16 protein-coding genes are annotated in these 17603 nt (G+C 59.0%); 7 read left to right on the forward strand and 9 right to left on the reverse strand.

What is annotated here, in order from left to right:
- Positions 1-4 precede the first annotated feature (4 nt).
- Entirely contained in the window at positions 5-901 is an 897-nt protein-coding gene (locus F3J31_RS10710) for a LysR family transcriptional regulator (protein WP_163340726.1), read from the reverse strand.
- A gap of 97 nt (positions 902-998) precedes the next feature.
- Between F3J31_RS10710 and F3J31_RS10715 the strand changes: the two genes are divergently transcribed.
- Together F3J31_RS10715 and F3J31_RS10720 are read left to right on the forward strand one after the other, a co-directional pair.
- Positions 999-2054, forward strand: a complete 1056-nt coding sequence (locus tag F3J31_RS10715) for an SDR family oxidoreductase (protein WP_046091846.1) — start codon at positions 999-1001, stop codon at positions 2052-2054.
- Positions 2055-2129: 75 nt separating this feature from the next.
- The gene (locus F3J31_RS10720; protein WP_167212978.1) at positions 2130-2576 is read left to right on the forward strand and encodes a hypothetical protein; all 447 of its coding nucleotides are present in this window, start codon (positions 2130-2132) and stop codon (positions 2574-2576) included.
- A 66-nt stretch (positions 2577-2642) separates the two neighbouring features.
- Here F3J31_RS10720 and F3J31_RS10725 read toward each other — a convergent pair whose 3' ends face one another.
- A complete protein-coding gene (locus tag F3J31_RS10725; RefSeq protein ID WP_167212981.1) occupies positions 2643-3623 on the reverse strand; it encodes a nitronate monooxygenase in 981 nt (326 codons plus the stop codon).
- A 134-nt stretch (positions 3624-3757) separates the two neighbouring features.
- On the opposite strand from F3J31_RS10725, the gene F3J31_RS10730 reads away from it, so the two are divergent.
- On the forward strand, positions 3758-4642 hold the full coding sequence (locus tag F3J31_RS10730; protein WP_167212984.1) for a LysR family transcriptional regulator: 885 nt from the start codon (positions 3758-3760) through the stop codon (positions 4640-4642).
- On the opposite strand, the gene F3J31_RS10735 is transcribed toward F3J31_RS10730, so the two are convergent.
- Entirely contained in the window at positions 4614-6068 is a 1455-nt protein-coding gene (locus tag F3J31_RS10735; RefSeq protein WP_167212987.1) for a PLP-dependent aminotransferase family protein, read from the reverse strand. The two genes, F3J31_RS10730 and F3J31_RS10735, sit on opposite strands and share 29 nt — an antisense overlap.
- 96 nt (positions 6069-6164) lie before the next feature.
- Here F3J31_RS10735 and F3J31_RS10740 point away from each other — a divergent pair, with 96 nt between their 5' ends.
- Positions 6165-6932 carry an arylamine N-acetyltransferase gene (locus F3J31_RS10740; RefSeq protein WP_048222856.1) on the forward strand — a complete coding sequence of 256 codons (768 nt, stop codon included), beginning with the start codon at positions 6165-6167 and terminating at the stop codon, positions 6930-6932.
- Between the two features lie 18 nt (positions 6933-6950).
- On the opposite strand, the gene F3J31_RS10745 is transcribed toward F3J31_RS10740, so the two are convergent.
- The 4 genes from F3J31_RS10745 to F3J31_RS10760 all read right to left on the reverse strand — a co-directional run bounded on the left by F3J31_RS10745 (position 6951) and on the right by F3J31_RS10760 (position 13140).
- Positions 6951-10028 carry an efflux RND transporter permease subunit gene (locus F3J31_RS10745; RefSeq protein WP_167212990.1) on the reverse strand — a complete coding sequence of 1026 codons (3078 nt, stop codon included), beginning with the start codon at positions 10026-10028 and terminating at the stop codon, positions 6951-6953.
- Positions 10025-11173 carry an efflux RND transporter periplasmic adaptor subunit gene (locus F3J31_RS10750; protein ID WP_167212993.1) on the reverse strand — a complete coding sequence of 383 codons (1149 nt, stop codon included), beginning with the start codon at positions 11171-11173 and terminating at the stop codon, positions 10025-10027. Before F3J31_RS10750 ends, F3J31_RS10745 begins: the two co-directional genes overlap by 4 nt.
- Before the next feature lie 78 nt (positions 11174-11251).
- Positions 11252-12448: an ATP-binding protein gene (locus tag F3J31_RS10755; RefSeq protein ID WP_167212996.1), complete on the reverse strand. Its 1197-nt coding sequence runs from the start codon at positions 12446-12448 to the stop codon at positions 11252-11254.
- Positions 12445-13140 carry a response regulator gene (locus tag F3J31_RS10760; RefSeq protein WP_045910368.1) on the reverse strand — a complete coding sequence of 232 codons (696 nt, stop codon included), beginning with the start codon at positions 13138-13140 and terminating at the stop codon, positions 12445-12447. The genes F3J31_RS10755 and F3J31_RS10760 overlap by 4 nt, the downstream gene beginning before the upstream one ends.
- 124 nt (positions 13141-13264) lie before the next feature.
- Between F3J31_RS10760 and F3J31_RS10765 the strand changes: the two genes are divergently transcribed.
- On the forward strand, positions 13265-14050 hold the full coding sequence (locus tag F3J31_RS10765; RefSeq protein ID WP_167213000.1) for a MipA/OmpV family protein: 786 nt from the start codon (positions 13265-13267) through the stop codon (positions 14048-14050).
- Between the two features lie 37 nt (positions 14051-14087).
- On the opposite strand, the gene yajD is transcribed toward F3J31_RS10765, so the two are convergent.
- Both yajD and F3J31_RS10775 read right to left on the reverse strand, forming a co-directional pair.
- Positions 14088-14435 (reverse strand): HNH nuclease YajD, encoded by a 348-nt coding sequence (gene yajD, locus F3J31_RS10770; protein WP_003857471.1) that lies wholly within the window; start codon positions 14433-14435, stop codon positions 14088-14090.
- Between the two features lie 77 nt (positions 14436-14512).
- Positions 14513-15406, reverse strand: a complete 894-nt coding sequence (locus tag F3J31_RS10775) for a PhzF family phenazine biosynthesis protein (protein ID WP_167213002.1) — start codon at positions 15404-15406, stop codon at positions 14513-14515.
- Between the two features lie 196 nt (positions 15407-15602).
- Here F3J31_RS10775 and F3J31_RS10780 point away from each other — a divergent pair, with 196 nt between their 5' ends.
- Positions 15603-16628: an LLM class flavin-dependent oxidoreductase gene (locus tag F3J31_RS10780; protein WP_032651088.1), complete on the forward strand. Its 1026-nt coding sequence runs from the start codon at positions 15603-15605 to the stop codon at positions 16626-16628.
- Between the two features lie 25 nt (positions 16629-16653).
- Positions 16654-17601: a zinc-dependent alcohol dehydrogenase family protein gene (locus tag F3J31_RS10785; RefSeq protein WP_167213005.1), complete on the forward strand. Its 948-nt coding sequence runs from the start codon at positions 16654-16656 to the stop codon at positions 17599-17601.
- Positions 17602-17603 lie beyond the last annotated feature (2 nt).

The raw sequence follows: 17603 nt of genomic DNA on the forward strand, positions 1-17603 counted from the left end.
GCGGTTATTTTGTGGCGTTGTGGGTCGCGATCTCAGGCAGTAATTGCTCAATCACGCTGACGACCTTTCTGACGCGCTGCGGAATAAAGCGGGCATCAGGATAAACGGCATAGAGGAAGCGATCGGGTAACCGCCAGTCGGGCAGCACTGGTACCAGCGTGCCCGCCTGCAGAGCCCTGGCCACGAGCGGTCGCTGCATGCCGCCGATACCCATGCCGGATTCCAGCGCCTGCAGCAGCGCGTCGCTGGTGTTGGCACGGAAAACGGTATTCACGTTGACCTCGACCGTTTCCTCGTCAGAAATCAGGCGCAGGGGGGCATCCAGCGGAATGCCGCTGAACCGTACGTGTGGCAGCGTCGCCAGTTCGCTGACCGCGTGTACCGCCTGAAAACCGGGAGCGGCAAACAGTGCAGCTTCAATCCGTCCCAGCACGCGAGCCGCGTGCGCCTGCGGAGGCTCGCTGCTCAGCCGTATCGCGACATCCACGCCCTCCGCCACCAGATCGGCAAGGCGGTCATCCAGGGAAAGCATCAGCTGCAGCTCGGGATGCAGACGCTGCAGCGCCAGCAGATGCGGCAAAATGATCTGCCCCAGGCCGCTCGGCAACTGGACATGGACGCGTCCCTGAACGCTATGATCGACAGGATGTAAACGCCTCTCCGCTTCCCCCATGGCGTCCAGCACGAGCTGCATATCACGCCGGTAGCGTTCCCCTTGTTCGGTCAGCTTCATCGTACGCGTCGTACGGTGCAGCAGTACCACACCCAGCGATTCCTCAAGCGCCGCGATCTGTTGACTGACGGCGGACTGCTTAATACCGGTCTGACGGGCAGCCGCTGAAAACGAGCCCGCTTCAGCGACGCGCAGAAAGGTAGAAATGGCATTGAGCTTATTATTCATTTAATGATTTTGCTTATAAGTGCCATCGGTTTCATGGGATATCTCCAGAAAAAATAATATATCACACTGCGTCTGTCACCCTTTCCGGAGAAATACCATGAATAACAGGCAGCAACACAACGTCGCCCTGGTCGCGGGCGCCAGCGGCATTGTCGGCAGACAGATGGTCAACACGCTCCTGCACCATCAGTGGCAGGTGATCGGCCTTAGCCGCCATGCCGGGTCGCATCCTGACGGCATTCCGATGGTCAAGATCGATTTACTGGATGAAAAGGACAGCGCCCGGGCGCTGCGCTCCCTGGACGGTGCCACCCATCTCTTTTACAGCGCCTGGGCGAACGCGGCGAACTGGGAAGACATGGTTGAGCCGAACGTCACCATGCTGCGTAATCTGGTCAGCATCCTCGAAAAAACGGCACCTTTGCAGACGGTAAGCCTGATGCAGGGGTACAAGGTCTACGGCGCGCATCTGGGGCCGTTTAAAACCCCGGCGCGCGAAAGCGATCCCGGCGTACCGGGTGCCGAATTTAACGCCGCGCAGCTTGCGTGGCTCAGCCAGTTTCAGCGGGGAAAGCGCTGGCACTGGAATGCCATCAGGCCGGGCGTGGTAGGGAGTGCGGTACCGGGCAATGCCATGAACCTTGCGCTGAGCATTGCCCTGTACGCCTCCCTGTGTAAGGCGCTGGGTTTACCGTTGCGTTTTCCCGGTTCGGAACAGACCTGGCACAGTATCGTTGACCATACAGACGCCGGGCTGCTGGCCGACGCCACTCTGTGGGCCGCCGCGTCACCTGCGGCACAGAATCAGGCGTTCAACGTGAATAATGGCGATATCTGGCGCTGGAGCGAGCTCTGGCCGCGCATCGCACGCTGGTTTGACCTGGACTCTGCACCGCCGGTGAGGTTGTCATTTCATCAGCTGTTTACGGACTATCGCGGCGTATGGCGCGAGCTTGCCGGAGAGCGGCTGGTGGAAGCGGATATTCTGCAACTGAGCGACGGGCGGTTTGCCGATTTTGTCTTTAGCTGGAACTACGACATGTTTGGTGACGGGAGCAAGCTGCGCAGGGCGGGCTTTACGCAAATGCAGGCGACGGATGAGATGTTTTTCCACCTGTTCGCGCAGTTGAGAGCCGCGCGGATTATTCCCTGACCGTAAGGGTTGTTGTCATCAACGATCGGCGCGTTATACTCACGCGTTAAAATGAATGTATTGTGGGGCAGGGATATGCACGAAAGTCTAAAAATGATATCAGTCGCTCTGCCCCTCATTGCGCTTCTCATTCTGTTAAGCTTTTTGGTCAGACGCATTCACCAGGCAAAACGCATCATTTCAGACCGTAACGGGATGAAAAAGATATCTGCCAATCCCTCAATATTTGGCGGGAATGCAGGTAAAACCTGGTTTTATGATGACCAGTTTTTATATGAAGTTAAAAACAACGCCACCCGTAAAATTGCGCTGGCTAATATCATTAAAATCGGGCCGGGGAATACCGAGATAAACAGCAGACGGGTCTGGATTGTTATTTACCGTGATGGTGCAAATGAAAAGCAGGTGCAGTTTTATAACAATCTTACCCTCTGGAATCATAACTTCACAGCTTTTCTGGCAGCGGTAAAACGTGCCAATCCTGACGCTGTCATTAAAGAACGCGCAATCCTCAATGTGTGAAAAAGAACAGCAGACGGTTTGCGGACGCTGCTCCTGTGCAGCGCCCATAGCATCAGGGTTAAGGGCTTACTCAACCGTTAACGCATCGACAACCTCGGCCACGCTTTTCACGCTGCGGATATTCCCGATCCCCGTGCCGAGCGCGATATAGCCTTCATCGGTGTTATTTTCTAGCATGCCCAGGCGCAGGCCCCGTAATCCGCCCATCGCCTTGCCCAGCGCTTCGTTGCTTGCGCCCGCTTTATCCATCGCCGCCAGTTTTTCCGCCAGCTTGCCGGGAAGAGAACGATAGTAGTGGGGGATGGTACGGAAAAGCAGCAGGTCCAGGCCGTTGGCGGCAACAATTTTCTCTTTGACCCCCTGCGGCACGCGGCTTTCTTCGGTACTGATAAACACCGAACCGGCAAACACGCCTTCCGCCCCCAATGCATGCGCCGCTCTGGCGGTGCGATTATCGGTAATACCGCCCGCGGCCATCACCGGTACGTGCTTCACGGCATCGGCAATCAGCGGCACGATGGAAAAGGTCCCCAGCGCCGTCGCGGGTAACGTCCCACCCTCGTCAAAACCGGTGGCGACGATGATGTCTGCCCCCATCTCTTCAGCCAGAAGGGTGTTTTCCGGCGTGGGATTGATGTCGCGGTAGATAATGGCAATACCCGCCTCTTTTAACTCATTGAACAGCGCGGGAATAATGCTGCCTTCCCCGTAGCCCGTATACACCACGGCCCTGACGCCTTCCTCTTTTACCACCTTAAGAATTGGCCCGGTCCAGACGTCATTAACGGCGGTGGGGATCAGGTTAACGCCGAAGGGTTTTTCGGTCAGCCGTTTGGTTTTACGAATTTCTTCCCGCATTTTTTCGGCGGTTGCTTCCGGCGTGGAGACCGCGGTATCGGCGGTTAACCCTGCGTTGGGACCCAGCACGCCGAGTCCTCCGGCATTGCTGACCGCGGCCACTAAACGGGCATCAGTAAGCCAGGATAACGGTCCCTGAATAACGGGCTTTTCGATACCCAGGATCTGACAGATACGGTTATTTTTCATAGCAGACTCTCCCTTACGTTTGAATGAGGGAGAGTGTAGAGAGTAAGATTGTTAGGAAAAATAGCCAGAAAGATTCATCACTGTTATAAAATCAATAACAATCATTTTCTCCCGCTCGCGGCAAGACATCCCTTATGCAAATAAACCTCTTTGAATCAATTCGGATTTTTATTGAAATTGTCGACTCGGGGAGCCTTACCCAGGCGGCAGAGAATCTGCAGGTCCATCGACCGGCAGTGACCAAAGCGCTGCAGCTTCTGGAACAACACAGCGGCACGCGGCTCCTGCAGCGCACAACGCGTCGGATTAGCCTGACGCCGGATGGGGAAGCGTTTTATCGCCGCAGTAAACCCCTGCTGGCGCAGGCGGATGAATTACTGGAGTCGTTTGGTACGGACCGTGCAATACACGGCCAGCTGCGAGTCGATATGCCTGTCTCTTTTGCAACGCTGCGGGTGATACCCAATCTGCCTGATTTTTATCGTCAGCATCCCGAGATCGAGATCATTCTGAGCAGCTCTGACCGCCGTCGGGATATGCTGCGGGATGGCCTGGACTGCGTGCTGCGGGTGGGCGAGCTGGACGATGGCGACTATATCGCGCGTAAAATCGGGAACATTAAAATCACGACCTGTGCCAGCCCGGCCTGGCTGGCAAAACACGGTACGCCAGAAACGCTGGAGGATTTACGCAAGCATCAGGCCATCAACTGGATTAACAACAGCAGCAGGCACATTCAGCCGTGGACGTTTACCACGCCAGAGGGCGTCGCGGAGATCGCGCTACCCGGTAAGCTCGTGGTGGATAACTCCGAGGCCTACATCGCGGCAGGCCTGGCCGGGCTTGGGGTAATGCAGGGGATGAATCTCTTTCTCCAGCCTTACATTGACCGCGGCCTGCTGGTTGAGGTCTTGCCAGCCTGTCGCTCGCCGGACCGCAAACTGTCACTGCTCTACCCACACCGTCATCTCTCCCGCAAGGTGCGGGTATTTACCGAGTGGCTGGAGAGTCTGGTGTGAAAGCGGCCAGCTCATGGCATAGCGCACCAATCTGCTCCACGGCATTGAGCAGGCGGGGCGTCGGTTCGTTTGCACAGTTTAGCCGCAGAAAGTGCGCGAGTTCTGCGCCAGGAGAAAACAGGGGACCGGGACTGACGCCAATACCCCGCGCCAGCGCGCGACGATGCACCTCCAGCGCGTTGACCTGCGGAGGAAGTTCGACCCACAACAGAAAGCCGGCTGCGGGGACGTTTACGCGGGTACCGGGGGGGAAACTGGCCCCGACCTGCGCCACGACGGCGGCTATTCCCTCTGCGATCCGCCGCTTTAGCCGCCGCAGGTGACGGTCGTAGTCGCCGCTTGCCAGCATCTCGCTCGTCGCGGCTTCCAGCAGCGGCGCACCTGCCCACTCTCCGGCCATGCGGGTCTGCAAGACCTGCGTGTAATAGCGTCCGGCGGCAATCCAGCCGATTCGCCACCCCGGCGCAAGCGTTTTAGACAGGGAGCTGCAGTAAATCACATTCCCGCTCTGGTCGAAGGCTTTGCAGGCCGGAGGACGTTGCCCGTCACCGACCAGGTCACCGTAAACGTCGTCCTCAATCAGAGGAATACCGGCTTCTTCAAGCAGAGCAACCAGTTCCTGCTTGCGCGCGACGGGCATGCTGGCACCCAATGGGTTTTGCACGGTGGGCGAGGCCAGAACGGCCGCAGGACGGTGGCAGCGGATGGCGTCAGCCAGCGGTTCCAGTAACAGGCCTTCAGCAGGATCGGTGGGGATTTCTAAGGCCTTCAGGCCTAAATCCTCCAGCAGCAGGAGCGTGCCGAAGTAGGCGGGCTGCTCAATCGCCACCACATCACCTGGCTGACACACGGCCCGCAGGGCCAGGCGCAGCGCCTGCGTCGCGCCTGCGGTGATAATAAGATCGTCCGCGCCGAAACGGGCTCCCCACTGCGCAGCGCGCGCGGCAATCTTACTTCGCAAGTCTGTTCTTCCCGGAGGCAGGCTGTAGCTCTGCCCATGCGCGTCCAGACGACGACCCGCGGAGTGCAACGCCCGCTGCAGCGCCTCCCCGGGCAGCCACGCGGGGTCGGGCAGGGCGGCGCCCAGCGGGACAAGACGGGCTTCTGCACTGCTGAACAGCGACCGGGCCACGGCGGACAGGGTGACGGGGACCGGGCCTGCCGGGGAACGCGCGGGCTCCGCACGCTGAGGCTGGCTGATCTGGCGAATGTAGTAACCCGAACGCGGACGCGCAACGATCAGCCCCTCGGCCTCAAGGCAGCGAAGAGCCTCCAGCGCCGTCGGAAGGCTAACGTGCTCGCGCTCGGCCAGTTTTCGCGCGGAGATCATCCGGTCACCGGCTCGCAATGCTCCTGAAGAGAGCGTGAGGCGTAGACTCTCAGCAATCCGGCGATAGTGTGGTGAGGAGGTGGACGGGGCAGACATGCGTATCTGTTCAGGCTAATTTTCGATAAAACTGACTATACAGCCAATGATGCGCGCCATCTATAGTGTCCGGCATGTTCAGGACAAGGAGGCATTATGCACAGCGATAATTTCGACATTTCCTCGTATTTCAAACGCATAAACTACACCGGACCGGCGGCGGCCGATACGACCACCCTGCATGCGCTGATGCGTCATCAGCTCTTTTCCGTTCCCTTTGAAAATCTGGACGTGCAGGCGGGTAAAATTGTCTCGCTGGCGCCAGACGACATTGCCGATAAGGTGTTAAAGAAAGGGCGCGGCGGCTACTGCTATGAGGTGAACGGGCTTTTCGCCATGGCGCTGGAGGCACTCGGTATTCCTTACCGTTTCGTGGCGGCGCGTCCGATGTTCTACCCGGCACGGCGGCCAAAAACCCATATGGCGTTAATCGCTGAAGTGGAGAGCAGGCAGTGGCTTTGCGATCTCGGGTTCGGCAGCTACGGCATCCGCGCGCCAATGGCGCTGGACACGCTTGACGTGGATATCCCCCAGGATTTCGACACGTTTCGCCTGAGCCGCAGCGCAGAGGGTGAGTATCTGCTCGAGGCGAAGGTGGAAGGCGAATGGGCCCGACAATACGGCTTCGATCTCACGCCTCAGGAGTGGATTGATTTCGTCCCGGCCAACTACCTGAACTCCACGCACCCGGATGCGATCTTTGTGCAGAAGCGGGTGGTGGTGCAGCACAGCCCGGAAGGACGCCAGATTTTACTGGGCGATATGCTGAAAACCATCACGGCGAACGGCACTGAAACGCGGCAGCTGGCGGAGGATGAAATCCGCCATGTCCTGACAGACCGTTTTGCGCTCACCGCCGCGTAATCGGAGAAAAATGGAGACTCAGCCCGGCCCGTCGGCTGCGGCTTTACGCTGAGCCCCCCACTGTAACAGCAGGCTAAACGACGCGGGTAACACGGTCAGCGTCACCAGCGTCGCAGCCAGCAGCCCGCCGATGATGGCATAGGCCATTGGGCCCCAGAAGACCTGGTGAGAGATGGGGATCATCCCCAGAATGGCGGCACAGGCGGTCAGACAGATGGGTCTGGCCCTGTGCTCCGCGGCCGCCATAATCGCGGCATCATTTGCCATCCCCTGAGCAAGATTGCTGTCAACCTCGCTAATCAATATTACCGCGTTACGCACGATCATCCCCGCCAGGGCGATAACGCCCAGCAGCGCAACAAACCCCATCGGCGTTCCGCCAGGCAGCATAGCCAGCACGATCCCCGGTAAACCAAACGGGGCCATCAGGAGCGCCAGCAGCATCCGGGAATATCGCCGCAGCTGAAGCATCAGCAGCAACAGCATGATGACCAGCGTTACCGGAAGAACGGTAAAGACGGAGCTGTTCCCCTTATCCGATTCGGCAACCGCGCCGCCTTCTTCAATGCTGTAACCTGCGGGCAGGCTCGCGCGCAGTTTATCCACCGTCGGACGCAGCGCGGCGGATACCGCTTCAGCCCTCAGCCCCGGGGCGAGGTCGGTTTGCACCGTGATAAAGGGCACACGCTGCCGACGCCAGATGACCGGATCGTCCACGCCCCAAACCGGCGTTGCGACGGCGCTGAGCGGAATTTTTTTACCGTCATTCCCCTGAATCGTGAGTGAGGAGAGGGTGGCGGTGCTCTGGCGCGCGCTGTCCTCGGCCCTGAGCACCACGTCAACAAGGCGGTCATTATCTCTGATGGACGTGACAACGCTGCCGGACCAGACGGTATTCAGCGTGCGGGCGAGGCTTTCTGACGATATTCCTGCCGCTCTGGCCGCCGTCTGATTTACCTCAAGGGTAATGACTCTCTCCGGCTCTCCGGCCGTCTGGTTAACGTCGCGTGAGAACGGGGAGCGGCCAATCGCGTCCGTGAGACGGTTCGCAAGCGCCCGAACCTGCAGATAATCCGGCCCGCTCACCCGGTATTTGATGGGCCAGCCGACGGGAGGCCCCAGCTCAAGGGGCGACACGCGCGTGATGATGTCGCTAAATTGCGTCGCCAGGATCGTGTTGAGCTGTGCGTGCAGACGATCCCGCGCCGCAAGATCCTTTGCGACCACAACCATCTGGGCGATATTTTCATTTTCCAGCAGCACGTCCATTGGCAGGTAAAAACGGATGGCGCCTGAGCCAACGTACGTCGAAAAGCGATCGATATTGCTGTTGTCGGCCAGCGCTTTTTCCAGCTTTTCCACCTCTCTGAGCGTTTCCGGCTGCGACGCGTTGGCCGGAAGCGTCAGGCTGACCAGCAACTCGGGCCGGTCCGAGGCGGGGAAAAATTCGCCCTGCATAAACGTCGTACCGTACGCTGAAAGCCCCAGCGCGGCAAGCGCAATCAGTACGGTAGCGAGCCGGTGGCGGAGCGCCAGGCGTAAAAGCCGTCCATACCCGCGCGCGATCCTTCCCGGTCCTGCCGCGTGATGTCTGACTTTTTCCGGCAGCAGCCACGTGCCCGTTAGCGGCGAAAACAGGATCGCGACGGCCCAGGAGCAGAGCAGGGCGATGAGCACCACCGCAAACAGGGAGAAGCAGTATTCACCGGCACTGGAGGCCGCAAAACCAACGGGAATAAAACCGGCAATCATGACCAGAGTACCGGTGAGCATCGGGAAGGCCGTCGTTTTGAATGCATAGGTGGCCGCGTGTCTACGGGAATCCCCCGCTTCCAGCCGGGAGACCATCGTTTCGACGGCGATCATGGCGTCATCCACCAGCAGGCCCAGGGCAATGATCAGCGCCCCTAGCGAGATACGCTGAAGGCCAATACCGGCGAGCATCATGCCGACAAACGTCATGGCAAGCACCAGCGGAATGGCCGTCGCCACCACCAGTCCGGCCCGCAAACCCAGCGAGACAAATGAAACCGCCAGCACGATAACAACGGCTTCGATAAGTACCCGGATAAACCCGCTTACCGCGTCACTGACCACCGCTGACTGATCGGCGACTTTCACCATCTCGATACCGTGCGGCAGCCCGGCGCTGAGGGCCGCCATTTTTGCGTTCAGCGCAGCACCGAAACGTAGCATGTTGCCTGTCGGCGCCATCGACACCGCCAGACCGATAGCCGGTTTGCCGTTCACCCGGTAGGCCGGGGCCGGTGGCTCGGCGATTTCCCGGGTGACGGTGGCAATGTCGGTCAGCGGAATATAGCGATTGTTAACGTGCAGCGTGACGGCGCGTAAACTCTCTTCGGTGGTGAGCGCCCCGCTGACTTTTATCGCCATGTTCTCCTGCCCGGTACGCATCGTTCCTGCCGGGACAACGGCGTTTTGCGCCCGGAGGGCGTCGGCAACGTCCTGAATATCCAGCCCCATACCGGCCAGGCGCGCCGGAGAAAAGGCGAGAACCCACTGCTCCTGCTGTTCGCCCAGCAGGGTAGTTTTTCCCATATCCGGCAGAGACATGAGCTCGCGCCGTATTGTCTCTGCGCGATCCCGCACCTCCCGCAGCGTGAAACCTTCGGGAATAAAGGCGTAAATTGTGCCGAACGTGTCGTCAAACTCGTCATCCACGGCAGGACCCTGCACCCCTTCGGGCAGGGTCGGCGCGATGTCCTGCATTTTTTTGCGAACCTGATACCAGATATCGGGCACGCTTTGCGGGGGCGTATCATCACGGAGGTTGACGTGGATAACGGTGCGTCCGGCACGGGTTTCACTTTCGAGATAGTCCAGCCAGGGCGTTTCCTGCAGCTTTTTTTCAAGCGTATCGGTCAGCAGGCGGGTGGTATCCGTCACGGAGGCTCCCGGCCACTGTGCGGAGACGACGGCCGTTTTAATGGTGAATGCCGGATCTTCGTTACGCGGCAGCTTTTCATAGCAGAACACGCCCATCGCAATCACCAGCAGCATGAAAAAGCTGACCATCTGCTGGTTCTTCAGCGCCCAGGCGGAGAGGTTAAATTTGGTTTCCGATTCTGTGTTCATGGCTGAACCTCTCCGGCCATCACCGGCTCGCCGGATCGTAATGTGCTCACGCCCGCCGTAATCACCCTGTCGCCGGGCTCAAGGCCGGAGGCAATCATGACGGAGGAGGCCGTATAGCCGACGGGCACCACCACGCACAGCTGCGCCTGCGACCGCGGGGTAATGACGAAAACGGCCGGTTTGTCGCCGACGCGGGTCAGCGCCGACGCGGGAAGCGCGTACCCGTGCGGGGCGTTGGAGGGCAACGTCACGGTGACGCTGGCGCCCAGCGCCATGGCCGCCGGCGGGTTTTGCAGGGTAGCTCTGACGCGCCACGTGCGGGTCTGAGGATCGGCCTGCGGGGTGATATCCCGCAGTACGGCAGACGCCTGCACCGATGGGTCGCTGAGGAGGGAAACCTGCAAAACCGCTTTATCCAGAGACGGGATCGCATCGGGCGCGGCAATGTCAAACGCCACGTCGCGGGCTTCCCCGGTCGCCAGCGTCAGCACGGACTGGCCGTCGCTGACAACCTGTCCCGCAGAGGCGCTCACGGCCGTGATGACGCCCGCTTGCGGCGCGATCAGGCGCGTCCAGCCGAGACTTTCGCGGGCATTTCGCCATGCGGCCTCGCTGCTTTTTAAGCGCGCGCGGGCGACAAGCCAGTCAGCCCGGGCGCTGTCGAGCTGCGTGCGGGCTATCGCGCCTGTTGGCATAAGCTTTTGCATGCGACTGACGTTAAGCGCGGCGACCTGGGCTGAGGCTTTGGCGCCTTCATAGTCGGCCGCGGCGCTGTCGAGCTGGTTTTGCCCGGTCGTATTATCAAGCGTGGCCAGCAGCTGTCCGGCAGTGACCCGGTCGCCAATATCAACGCTACGCGTCAGTATCCGGCCTCCGGTGCGAAAGCTCAGGGTCGTTTCATCGTGGGCATGGATCTCACCGGTTCTTTCCAGCGCGGGAAGGGAGAGGGCGGTGCCAACGACGACGTAGCGTACCTTACGCACTGGATCAGGTTTGTTTTCGTGTTTATCACCGCAGCCGGTCAGCGGAAAAATCGCCAGCGCAAGCAGGGCCAGGGGAAGAAAATGCAGCCAGGAAAGGGTGCGCGCCACGCCGTACAAATGATGCAGGCAGTGGCGGAGGGAGAGAAAAAATTCGTCTGACATAACGCCGCTCCATAAAGGGAATGGCGTTATTAAATGCGCGCTACGTCGAGAAAGATTCGATGTTCTGTCAAGGCTTTATCAAGAGTGGAGATTTTCATTATCGGACGGATGCCAGGGCAACAAAATGCACACCGCAAGGCCGCCGGTTTCCGGTAATGACGCGCTAATCTCACCCCCATGCGCCTGGCAAATCGCCCGGGCGATGGACAAACCAAGGCCGCTGCCGCCGGAATGCCGCGCGCGGGACTGCTCCTCGCGGCTAAAGCGTTTAAACATTTCCGGTAAGAACTGGGGCGACACGCCCGGCCCGTCATCGGTGAATTCGAGGATGTAATGCCCGCTGGCGTAATGCAGTGCCACCTCAAGGTGGCCGCCTGCGTGTCCGTAACGTAGCGCATTTTCCATGAGGATGGTAACGACCTGCCCCATACGGAACGCATCGCCCCGGAAGGGGCTGGTGTGCGGGTTACGCAGCGTTATCCTGAAATGATGCGCATCCGCCTGGGGCATGATCCAGGCAGCCCGCTCCTGAATCAGCTCATCCAGACAGAACGGCTGGTCCTCCAGCACAAGGTTACCCGCGTCTGCCAAAGAGAGAAGGTGGAGTTCATCGGTGAGGCGGTTGAGGTGCTGGAGCTGTTTCATCACCATGCCCAACTGCGCCGGGCTGGCATCAAACACGCCGTCTAACATGCCCTGCAGACGCCCGATGGCGGCCGTCAGGGGCGAGCGCAGCTCATGCGCCATCGCGACGTGCGAGGCGCGGAGCTCTTTCTCATAGCGGGCAAGTTGTCCCGTCATAGAGTTAAAGTCGGTCGCAAAGCTGACCATTTCTGCCGGTGCATCTTTGATCAGCTCTGCCTGACGGCCAAACTGACCTTCGGCGACATCCTTTGCCGCATCGCGAAGGCGGCTGAACTGCAGTGCCAGCGGGCGGGCGTGTTTGAGCCCCATTACCACAATAAACGGGATCATCACCAGCACCAGCAGGGCCACCGTGACCCAGTCCGCTGAGGCGATGGACGGCGTGGAATAGCTCAGGCCCCACCAGGTGTCCACAATCGAGTGGAAGCGGGCCGGATTGGCCTGCGGGTTCTGGCTGAGCGTCAGAAACTCCTGCCGGACCGCTGGCGGCATCCTGCCCATGATCCAGTAGTTCTGGACCGCATAGCGCAGCCACATGCAGGTGGCAATGACGATCACGCTGCCGATGGCCAGCGCTAAAATGCGTGCGCAAATCCAGCGCCACAGAGAGGCGTGTCGGTTTTTTATCATGGCTGTCTGAACCTGTAACCCACGCCGCGCACGTTGATCAGCACGCCGGAAATACCCACCGCTTCGAGTTTTTTACGCAGGTTATAAATATGGGTGTCCACCACGCGCTCCAGCGCCTCGCTTTCCGGCAAACAGTGTTCCAGTAAATACTGGCGGGAGAACGGGTGCGCAGGCGAGCGCAGCAGCGTTGCCAGAAGCGAGAATTCCGTTGGCGTAAGATCGAGCATCACAGGCGTGTCGTCGCCGTTGTCCACGCACGCCACAATGGCGGCGACATCCACCGCCAGCGTTTGCCAGCGCAGGATCTTTTCCTCTGTCTCTTTTTTACTGCTGCGCCGCAGCACCGCCTGCACCCGCGCCACCACTTCGCCCGGATGATATGGCTTCACAACGTAATCATCGGCACCGTAACGCAGGGCGCCAATGCGATCTGGAGTATCTCCCATGGCCGTGACCATGATCACCGGCACATCGCTTTTACGACGCAGGCCCGCCAGCACCTCGGTGCCGTTAAGTCCCGGCAGCATTACGTCCAGCAGGATGAGGTCGGGCTTCCACCGCTGCGCCATATCCAGCCCGGAAAGACCGTCTCCGGTAATGGTCACGTCGTAATTTTCACGCCGTAAATAGGCTTCGAGCACGCCAGCCGCGTCGGCGTCATCTTCAATAATCAGCACTCTTCTGGATAACATCCGTTCACCTTGACCATTTCTTAACACTATCCCGACGATTCATTGATTCAGCCAAATCATACTGCGCCAACATTGTATGGCTGTCCCTGTCTCAGGAGACGCCAGCGTCTGTAAGGAGAGCAGTATGATAGCGATAAAAAAAGTCCTGTATATGTCCGTCCCGCTTCTGATGGTCTTGGCATCCGCCGCGCAGGCGGATGATGGCACCGCGTCCGATTCCTTAACCGTCGGGCTGGGAGGGCAATATGCCCCGCGTTACTCAGGCTCAGACAAGCAGGTGTGGCAGGTGGTTCCAGTGCTGCAGGGACGCAAAGGCGCTTTCTTTGTTGATGCACAAAAAGGGGTGGGATATGACCTGCAAAACGACAGCGGTTGGTATTTCGAACACACGCTGGGCTACGACCCCGGAAGGGCTGATAAAAATTCTGGCTGGCGTGAGGGTGCAAACAACCTGAAAGGGATGGGGGACATTAATGCCACCCTGAATACCGGCCTTGCCGTCGGCTGGCAGGCCGCGCCATGGCTGAGCATGGAAGGCAAAGCGACGCTGCCGTTAACCGACAGTCAGGGAGCAAGCTATCAGGCCTCCATTACGCTGATCCCGGTACAAAATAACCGGGACACGATAGCCTTTCAGTCTGCGGCCCTGTTTGGCGACAGCCGTTATATGAATACCTGGTATGGCGTCAGTGAGCAGCAGAGCCACCGCACCGGCTATCGCCGCTATTCAGCGCCGGGTGGATTTTATGGCGTCGACACCAGCCTGACCTGGAGCCATCAGTTCGATGCTCACTGGGGAACTGTCCTCAGCGCGGACTATACCTGGCTTGGCGACCATGCCAATGAAAGCCCGATCGTGATGCGGCGCAATGAGGGGTCTGCAACCGCCGCTATCACCTGGACATTTTAAATTCGCGCCGCACGATGTGAGCGAGGGGGCGAGAGGATTACTTCTTCTTATCCATCATCGCCTTTAAATCGGCAAACGGGTTAAACGTGGCGACGCCCACGTCTTTTTGCGCGTCTTCCCCGGCCACCACGGTGGTGCCGTACTGATCTGCTTCGGTGTATTTCGAATGCTCGTGATCGTGGCAAAACAGGCACAACAGCTCCCAGTTGCTGCCATCTTCCGGGTTGTTGGTATGGTCGTGATCGATATGGTGAACCGTGAGTTCACGCAGATTGGAATAGACAAACTCGCGCGAACAGCGTCCACACACCCATGGATAGATTTTTAATGCTTTTTCGCGATAGCCGCTTTCCAGCCGCGCGTAGTTTTTGGGGATCAAAGCCATTGCCGGTTTTACCTGTCATAAAAATAGTGAGCCAATATATCTCATCAGGCACTGTAAATGTATATACGCTTCCTCCGTTACAGTGAGAATGTGCCTTCAAGCGTAATGACGCATTTTCCGCCGACTCGAACCACCGCCTTTCCTGAGGTGGCATCGTATCCCGTGAACAGTACGCTTGCTCGTCCCATATCGACCCCCTGACTGACTGTCAGGTCAAGCGTCGTTTTATCGCGGTGTAATGCCAGTAGCGCCGTAACAGCGGCGGTCGCGCTGCCTGTTGCAGGATCTTCCGTCATTCGGGGCGTAAACATGCGTGCTTGCACATCGCAGGGCGCATCGGAATCTGAATCCAGGGTATAGGCATAGAGTGAAACTGCACCGTCCAGCGGTAACGTCGCGCGAAAACCCTGTAAATTGGGCACACATCGACGGAGCGCCTCGCGAGAGGCCAGCTCGGCTATCAGGAAGGGCAGACCCACCGAGGCGACGACGGGCATATGTACCTCGGTACGGATATCTTCTGCGTTCAGGGACAAGCAGGCAGCCACGTTTTCCGGGCTAACTTCAGAGCGGCAGGAGAGTGCCTCTGGCACCAGAAGTTCTGCGCCCGTCACCGTATCGTTGTCACGCAGCAGGCGCACGGGCACCAGGCCAGCGATTTCCTCGAAGCGCAGTGTATCAGGCAGGTGCTGATCATTCATCGCAGTGTGATGAGCGAGCACGTAGGCGGTACCCACATTCGGGTGCCCGGCGAAGGGGATCTCGCGCGAGGGCGTAAAAATTCGGACGCGTGCTGTATTGGATGGGTTGTCTGGCGGCAGCACAAACGTCGTTTCGCTGTAACCAAACTCAACGGCGACCTGCTGCATTTGTGCTTTACTCATGCCCTCCGCATCGAGTACGACGGCAACAGGATTACCCAGAAACGGCGTGTCAGTAAAAACATCCGCCACAACATAGCGTCTTTTCATTTTTTATCCAGTGCGAAAGGTCCCGACCTATAGTAGTAACGTTAATTCAAACGGATAACCAACGGATTTTTACCTGAGGGACATGAAACTATTTCAATCAATTTATTTGAATCATTCCGTTAAATAAACGGCATTTATTCTTACCGGGTAATGCGTAAAGTGGACAGAACGCAATGCATTATCAGGACACAGGGTTATGAAAAAGATCGGGTTTTTATCCTTTGGTCACTGGACGCCTTCACCGCAGTCCGGCACGCGCTCGGCGGCAGACACGCTGCTGCAGTCCATCGATTTAGCCGTGGCGGCTGAAGAGCTGGGGGCAGACGGCGCTTATTTCCGCGTGCATCACTTCGCGCGACAGCTTAGCTCGCCGTTCCCTCTGCTGGCCGCCATTGGCGCAAAAACGAAGACCATCGAAATCGGCACCGGCGTGATCGATATGCGCTATGAAAATCCGATGTACATGGCTGAAGATGCGGGCGCGGCGGACCTGATTTCCGGTGGTCGCCTGCAGTTGGGCATCAGCCGTGGCTCCCCGGAGCAGGTTATTGATGGCTGGCGTCATTTCGGCTATGTCCCGCAGGAAGGGGAAAACGAGTCTGATATGGCGCGTCGTCATACCGAGGTGCTGCTTGAGGTGCTGCGTGGGGAAGGGTTTGCCAAACCGAACCCGCAGCCCATGTTCCCGAATCCGCCAGGGCTGCTGCGCCTGGAGCCTTATTCAGAAGGGCTGCGCGAGCGTATCTGGTGGGGAGCGGGTTCCAATGCGACGGCCGTGTGGGCCGCAAAACTGGGCATGAACCTGCAAAGCTCAACGCTGAAGGACGATGAAACCGGTGAGCCGTTCCATATTCAGCAGGCAAAACAGATCCGCGCGTACCGTCAGGCCTGGAAAGAGGCGGGGCATACGCGTGAGCCGCGGGTGTCGGTCAGCCGCAGTATTTTTGCGCTGATGGACGACCGTGACCGGATGTATTTTGGGGCCAGCCGCAACGACAGCGATAGCGTAGGTTATCTTGATGAGAAAACGCGCGCCATCTTCGGGCGCAGCTATGCCGCGGAGCCGGACAAGCTGGTTGAACAGCTGAAAAAGGACGAGGCGATTGCCGAGGCGGACACGCTCTTACTGACCGTGCCGAACCAGCTGGGTGTGGATTATAATGCGCACGTGATTGAGTCTATTCTCAAACATGTCGCACCGGCAATGGGCTGGCGCGAGTAGTTCCGCTATCAGCCTTGAGATCGTAATGAAAAATCTGTCCCTCTGGTATCGCCGGTTTGGCGAGCCAGAATCTGTACTGCAACCTGAAACCGCGCCGCCGGGCGCGCTTGCGCCGGGACATCTCCGCGTGCGGATGCTGTTTTCTCCGGTCAACGCGTCCGATCTTATCCCCATCACCGGTGCCTATCGCCACAGAACCCCGTTACCGGCGGTCGCGGGGTATGAAGGTGTCGGTGTTGTCACCGAGGCGCCCGCCTCGTTTAAGCATCTGGTGGGCAAGCGCGTCCTGCCGCTGCGCGGTCAGGGTACCTGGCAGCGCTATGTGGATTGCCCGGCAGAGTATGCGATACCCGTTCCGGACACTGTCGACGCACATCTGGCCGCGCGGGCCTATATTAACCCGCTGGCGGCGCAGATGATGCTGACCCGCTACCCGCCGCGTGGAAAGCGAGTCTTGCTCACGGCTGCCGGATCGGATTGCGCCATTCTGCTGGGGCAGTGGGCGAGTCAGGCGGGGGCGGAAGCGGTGTATGGCATTCACCGTTCTGCCGTGCATGCTGAACGGCTGGAGGCGATGGGCATCACGCCTGTCGCACAGCATGACGCAAACAGAATCGGCACCGTCGCTGCCCGTAGCGATATCGTCTACGATGCCACCGGCGGGCCCCTTGCGGAAACGATCCTCAGCGTGATGCCCGAGCAGGGCATGTTTGTCTGCTACGGGCTGCTCTCCGGGCAAACCTTCACACAGCGGCGGCCTGCGCCGCGCGTGGCGTGGTTCCATATCCGAAACGGTCTGGATGCGCTCAGCGTTGAGGCGTGGCGCGCGGAGTTCGATCGCATCTGGCTGAGGTTGCCCGACAGTGAGTACAGCGACGTTACGGTGTACCCGCTGGCGGAGTGGCGAAGGGCGCTCAGCGCTTATCGTGAAGGTGGAAGGACCCGCAAGCCCCTCCTGTCGATGGCGGAATGACG

It is taken from the genome of Enterobacter sp. Acro-832 (genome assembly GCF_011752745.1).
Lineage (GTDB): Bacteria > Pseudomonadota > Gammaproteobacteria > Enterobacterales > Enterobacteriaceae > Enterobacter > Enterobacter quasiroggenkampii.

Excerpts from the sequence above, each read along its gene's own strand:
- F3J31_RS10740 (WP_048222856.1), top strand. The coding sequence starts at position 6,165 with ATGCACAGCGATAATTTCGACATTTCCTCGTATTTCAAACGCATAAAC.
- F3J31_RS10780 (WP_032651088.1), top strand. The coding sequence starts at position 15,603 with ATGAAAAAGATCGGGTTTTTATCCTTTGGTCACTGGACGCCTTCACCG.
- F3J31_RS10720 (WP_167212978.1), top strand. The coding sequence starts at position 2,130 with ATGCACGAAAGTCTAAAAATGATATCAGTCGCTCTGCCCCTCATTGCG.
- yajD (WP_003857471.1), bottom strand. The coding sequence starts at position 14,435 with ATGGCTTTGATCCCCAAAAACTACGCGCGGCTGGAAAGCGGCTATCGC.
- F3J31_RS10755 (WP_167212996.1), bottom strand. The coding sequence starts at position 12,448 with ATGATAAAAAACCGACACGCCTCTCTGTGGCGCTGGATTTGCGCACGC.
- F3J31_RS10725 (WP_167212981.1), bottom strand. The coding sequence starts at position 3,623 with ATGAAAAATAACCGTATCTGTCAGATCCTGGGTATCGAAAAGCCCGTT.
- F3J31_RS10730 (WP_167212984.1), top strand. The coding sequence starts at position 3,758 with ATGCAAATAAACCTCTTTGAATCAATTCGGATTTTTATTGAAATTGTC.
- F3J31_RS10745 (WP_167212990.1), bottom strand. The coding sequence starts at position 10,028 with ATGAACACAGAATCGGAAACCAAATTTAACCTCTCCGCCTGGGCGCTG.
- F3J31_RS10765 (WP_167213000.1), top strand. The coding sequence starts at position 13,265 with ATGATAGCGATAAAAAAAGTCCTGTATATGTCCGTCCCGCTTCTGATG.
- F3J31_RS10710 (WP_163340726.1), bottom strand. The coding sequence starts at position 901 with ATGAATAATAAGCTCAATGCCATTTCTACCTTTCTGCGCGTCGCTGAA.
- F3J31_RS10775 (WP_167213002.1), bottom strand. The coding sequence starts at position 15,406 with ATGAAAAGACGCTATGTTGTGGCGGATGTTTTTACTGACACGCCGTTT.
- F3J31_RS10785 (WP_167213005.1), top strand. The coding sequence starts at position 16,654 with ATGAAAAATCTGTCCCTCTGGTATCGCCGGTTTGGCGAGCCAGAATCT.
- F3J31_RS10715 (WP_046091846.1), top strand. The coding sequence starts at position 999 with ATGAATAACAGGCAGCAACACAACGTCGCCCTGGTCGCGGGCGCCAGC.
- F3J31_RS10760 (WP_045910368.1), bottom strand. The coding sequence starts at position 13,140 with ATGTTATCCAGAAGAGTGCTGATTATTGAAGATGACGCCGACGCGGCT.
- F3J31_RS10735 (WP_167212987.1), bottom strand. The coding sequence starts at position 6,068 with ATGTCTGCCCCGTCCACCTCCTCACCACACTATCGCCGGATTGCTGAG.
- F3J31_RS10750 (WP_167212993.1), bottom strand. The coding sequence starts at position 11,173 with ATGTCAGACGAATTTTTTCTCTCCCTCCGCCACTGCCTGCATCATTTG.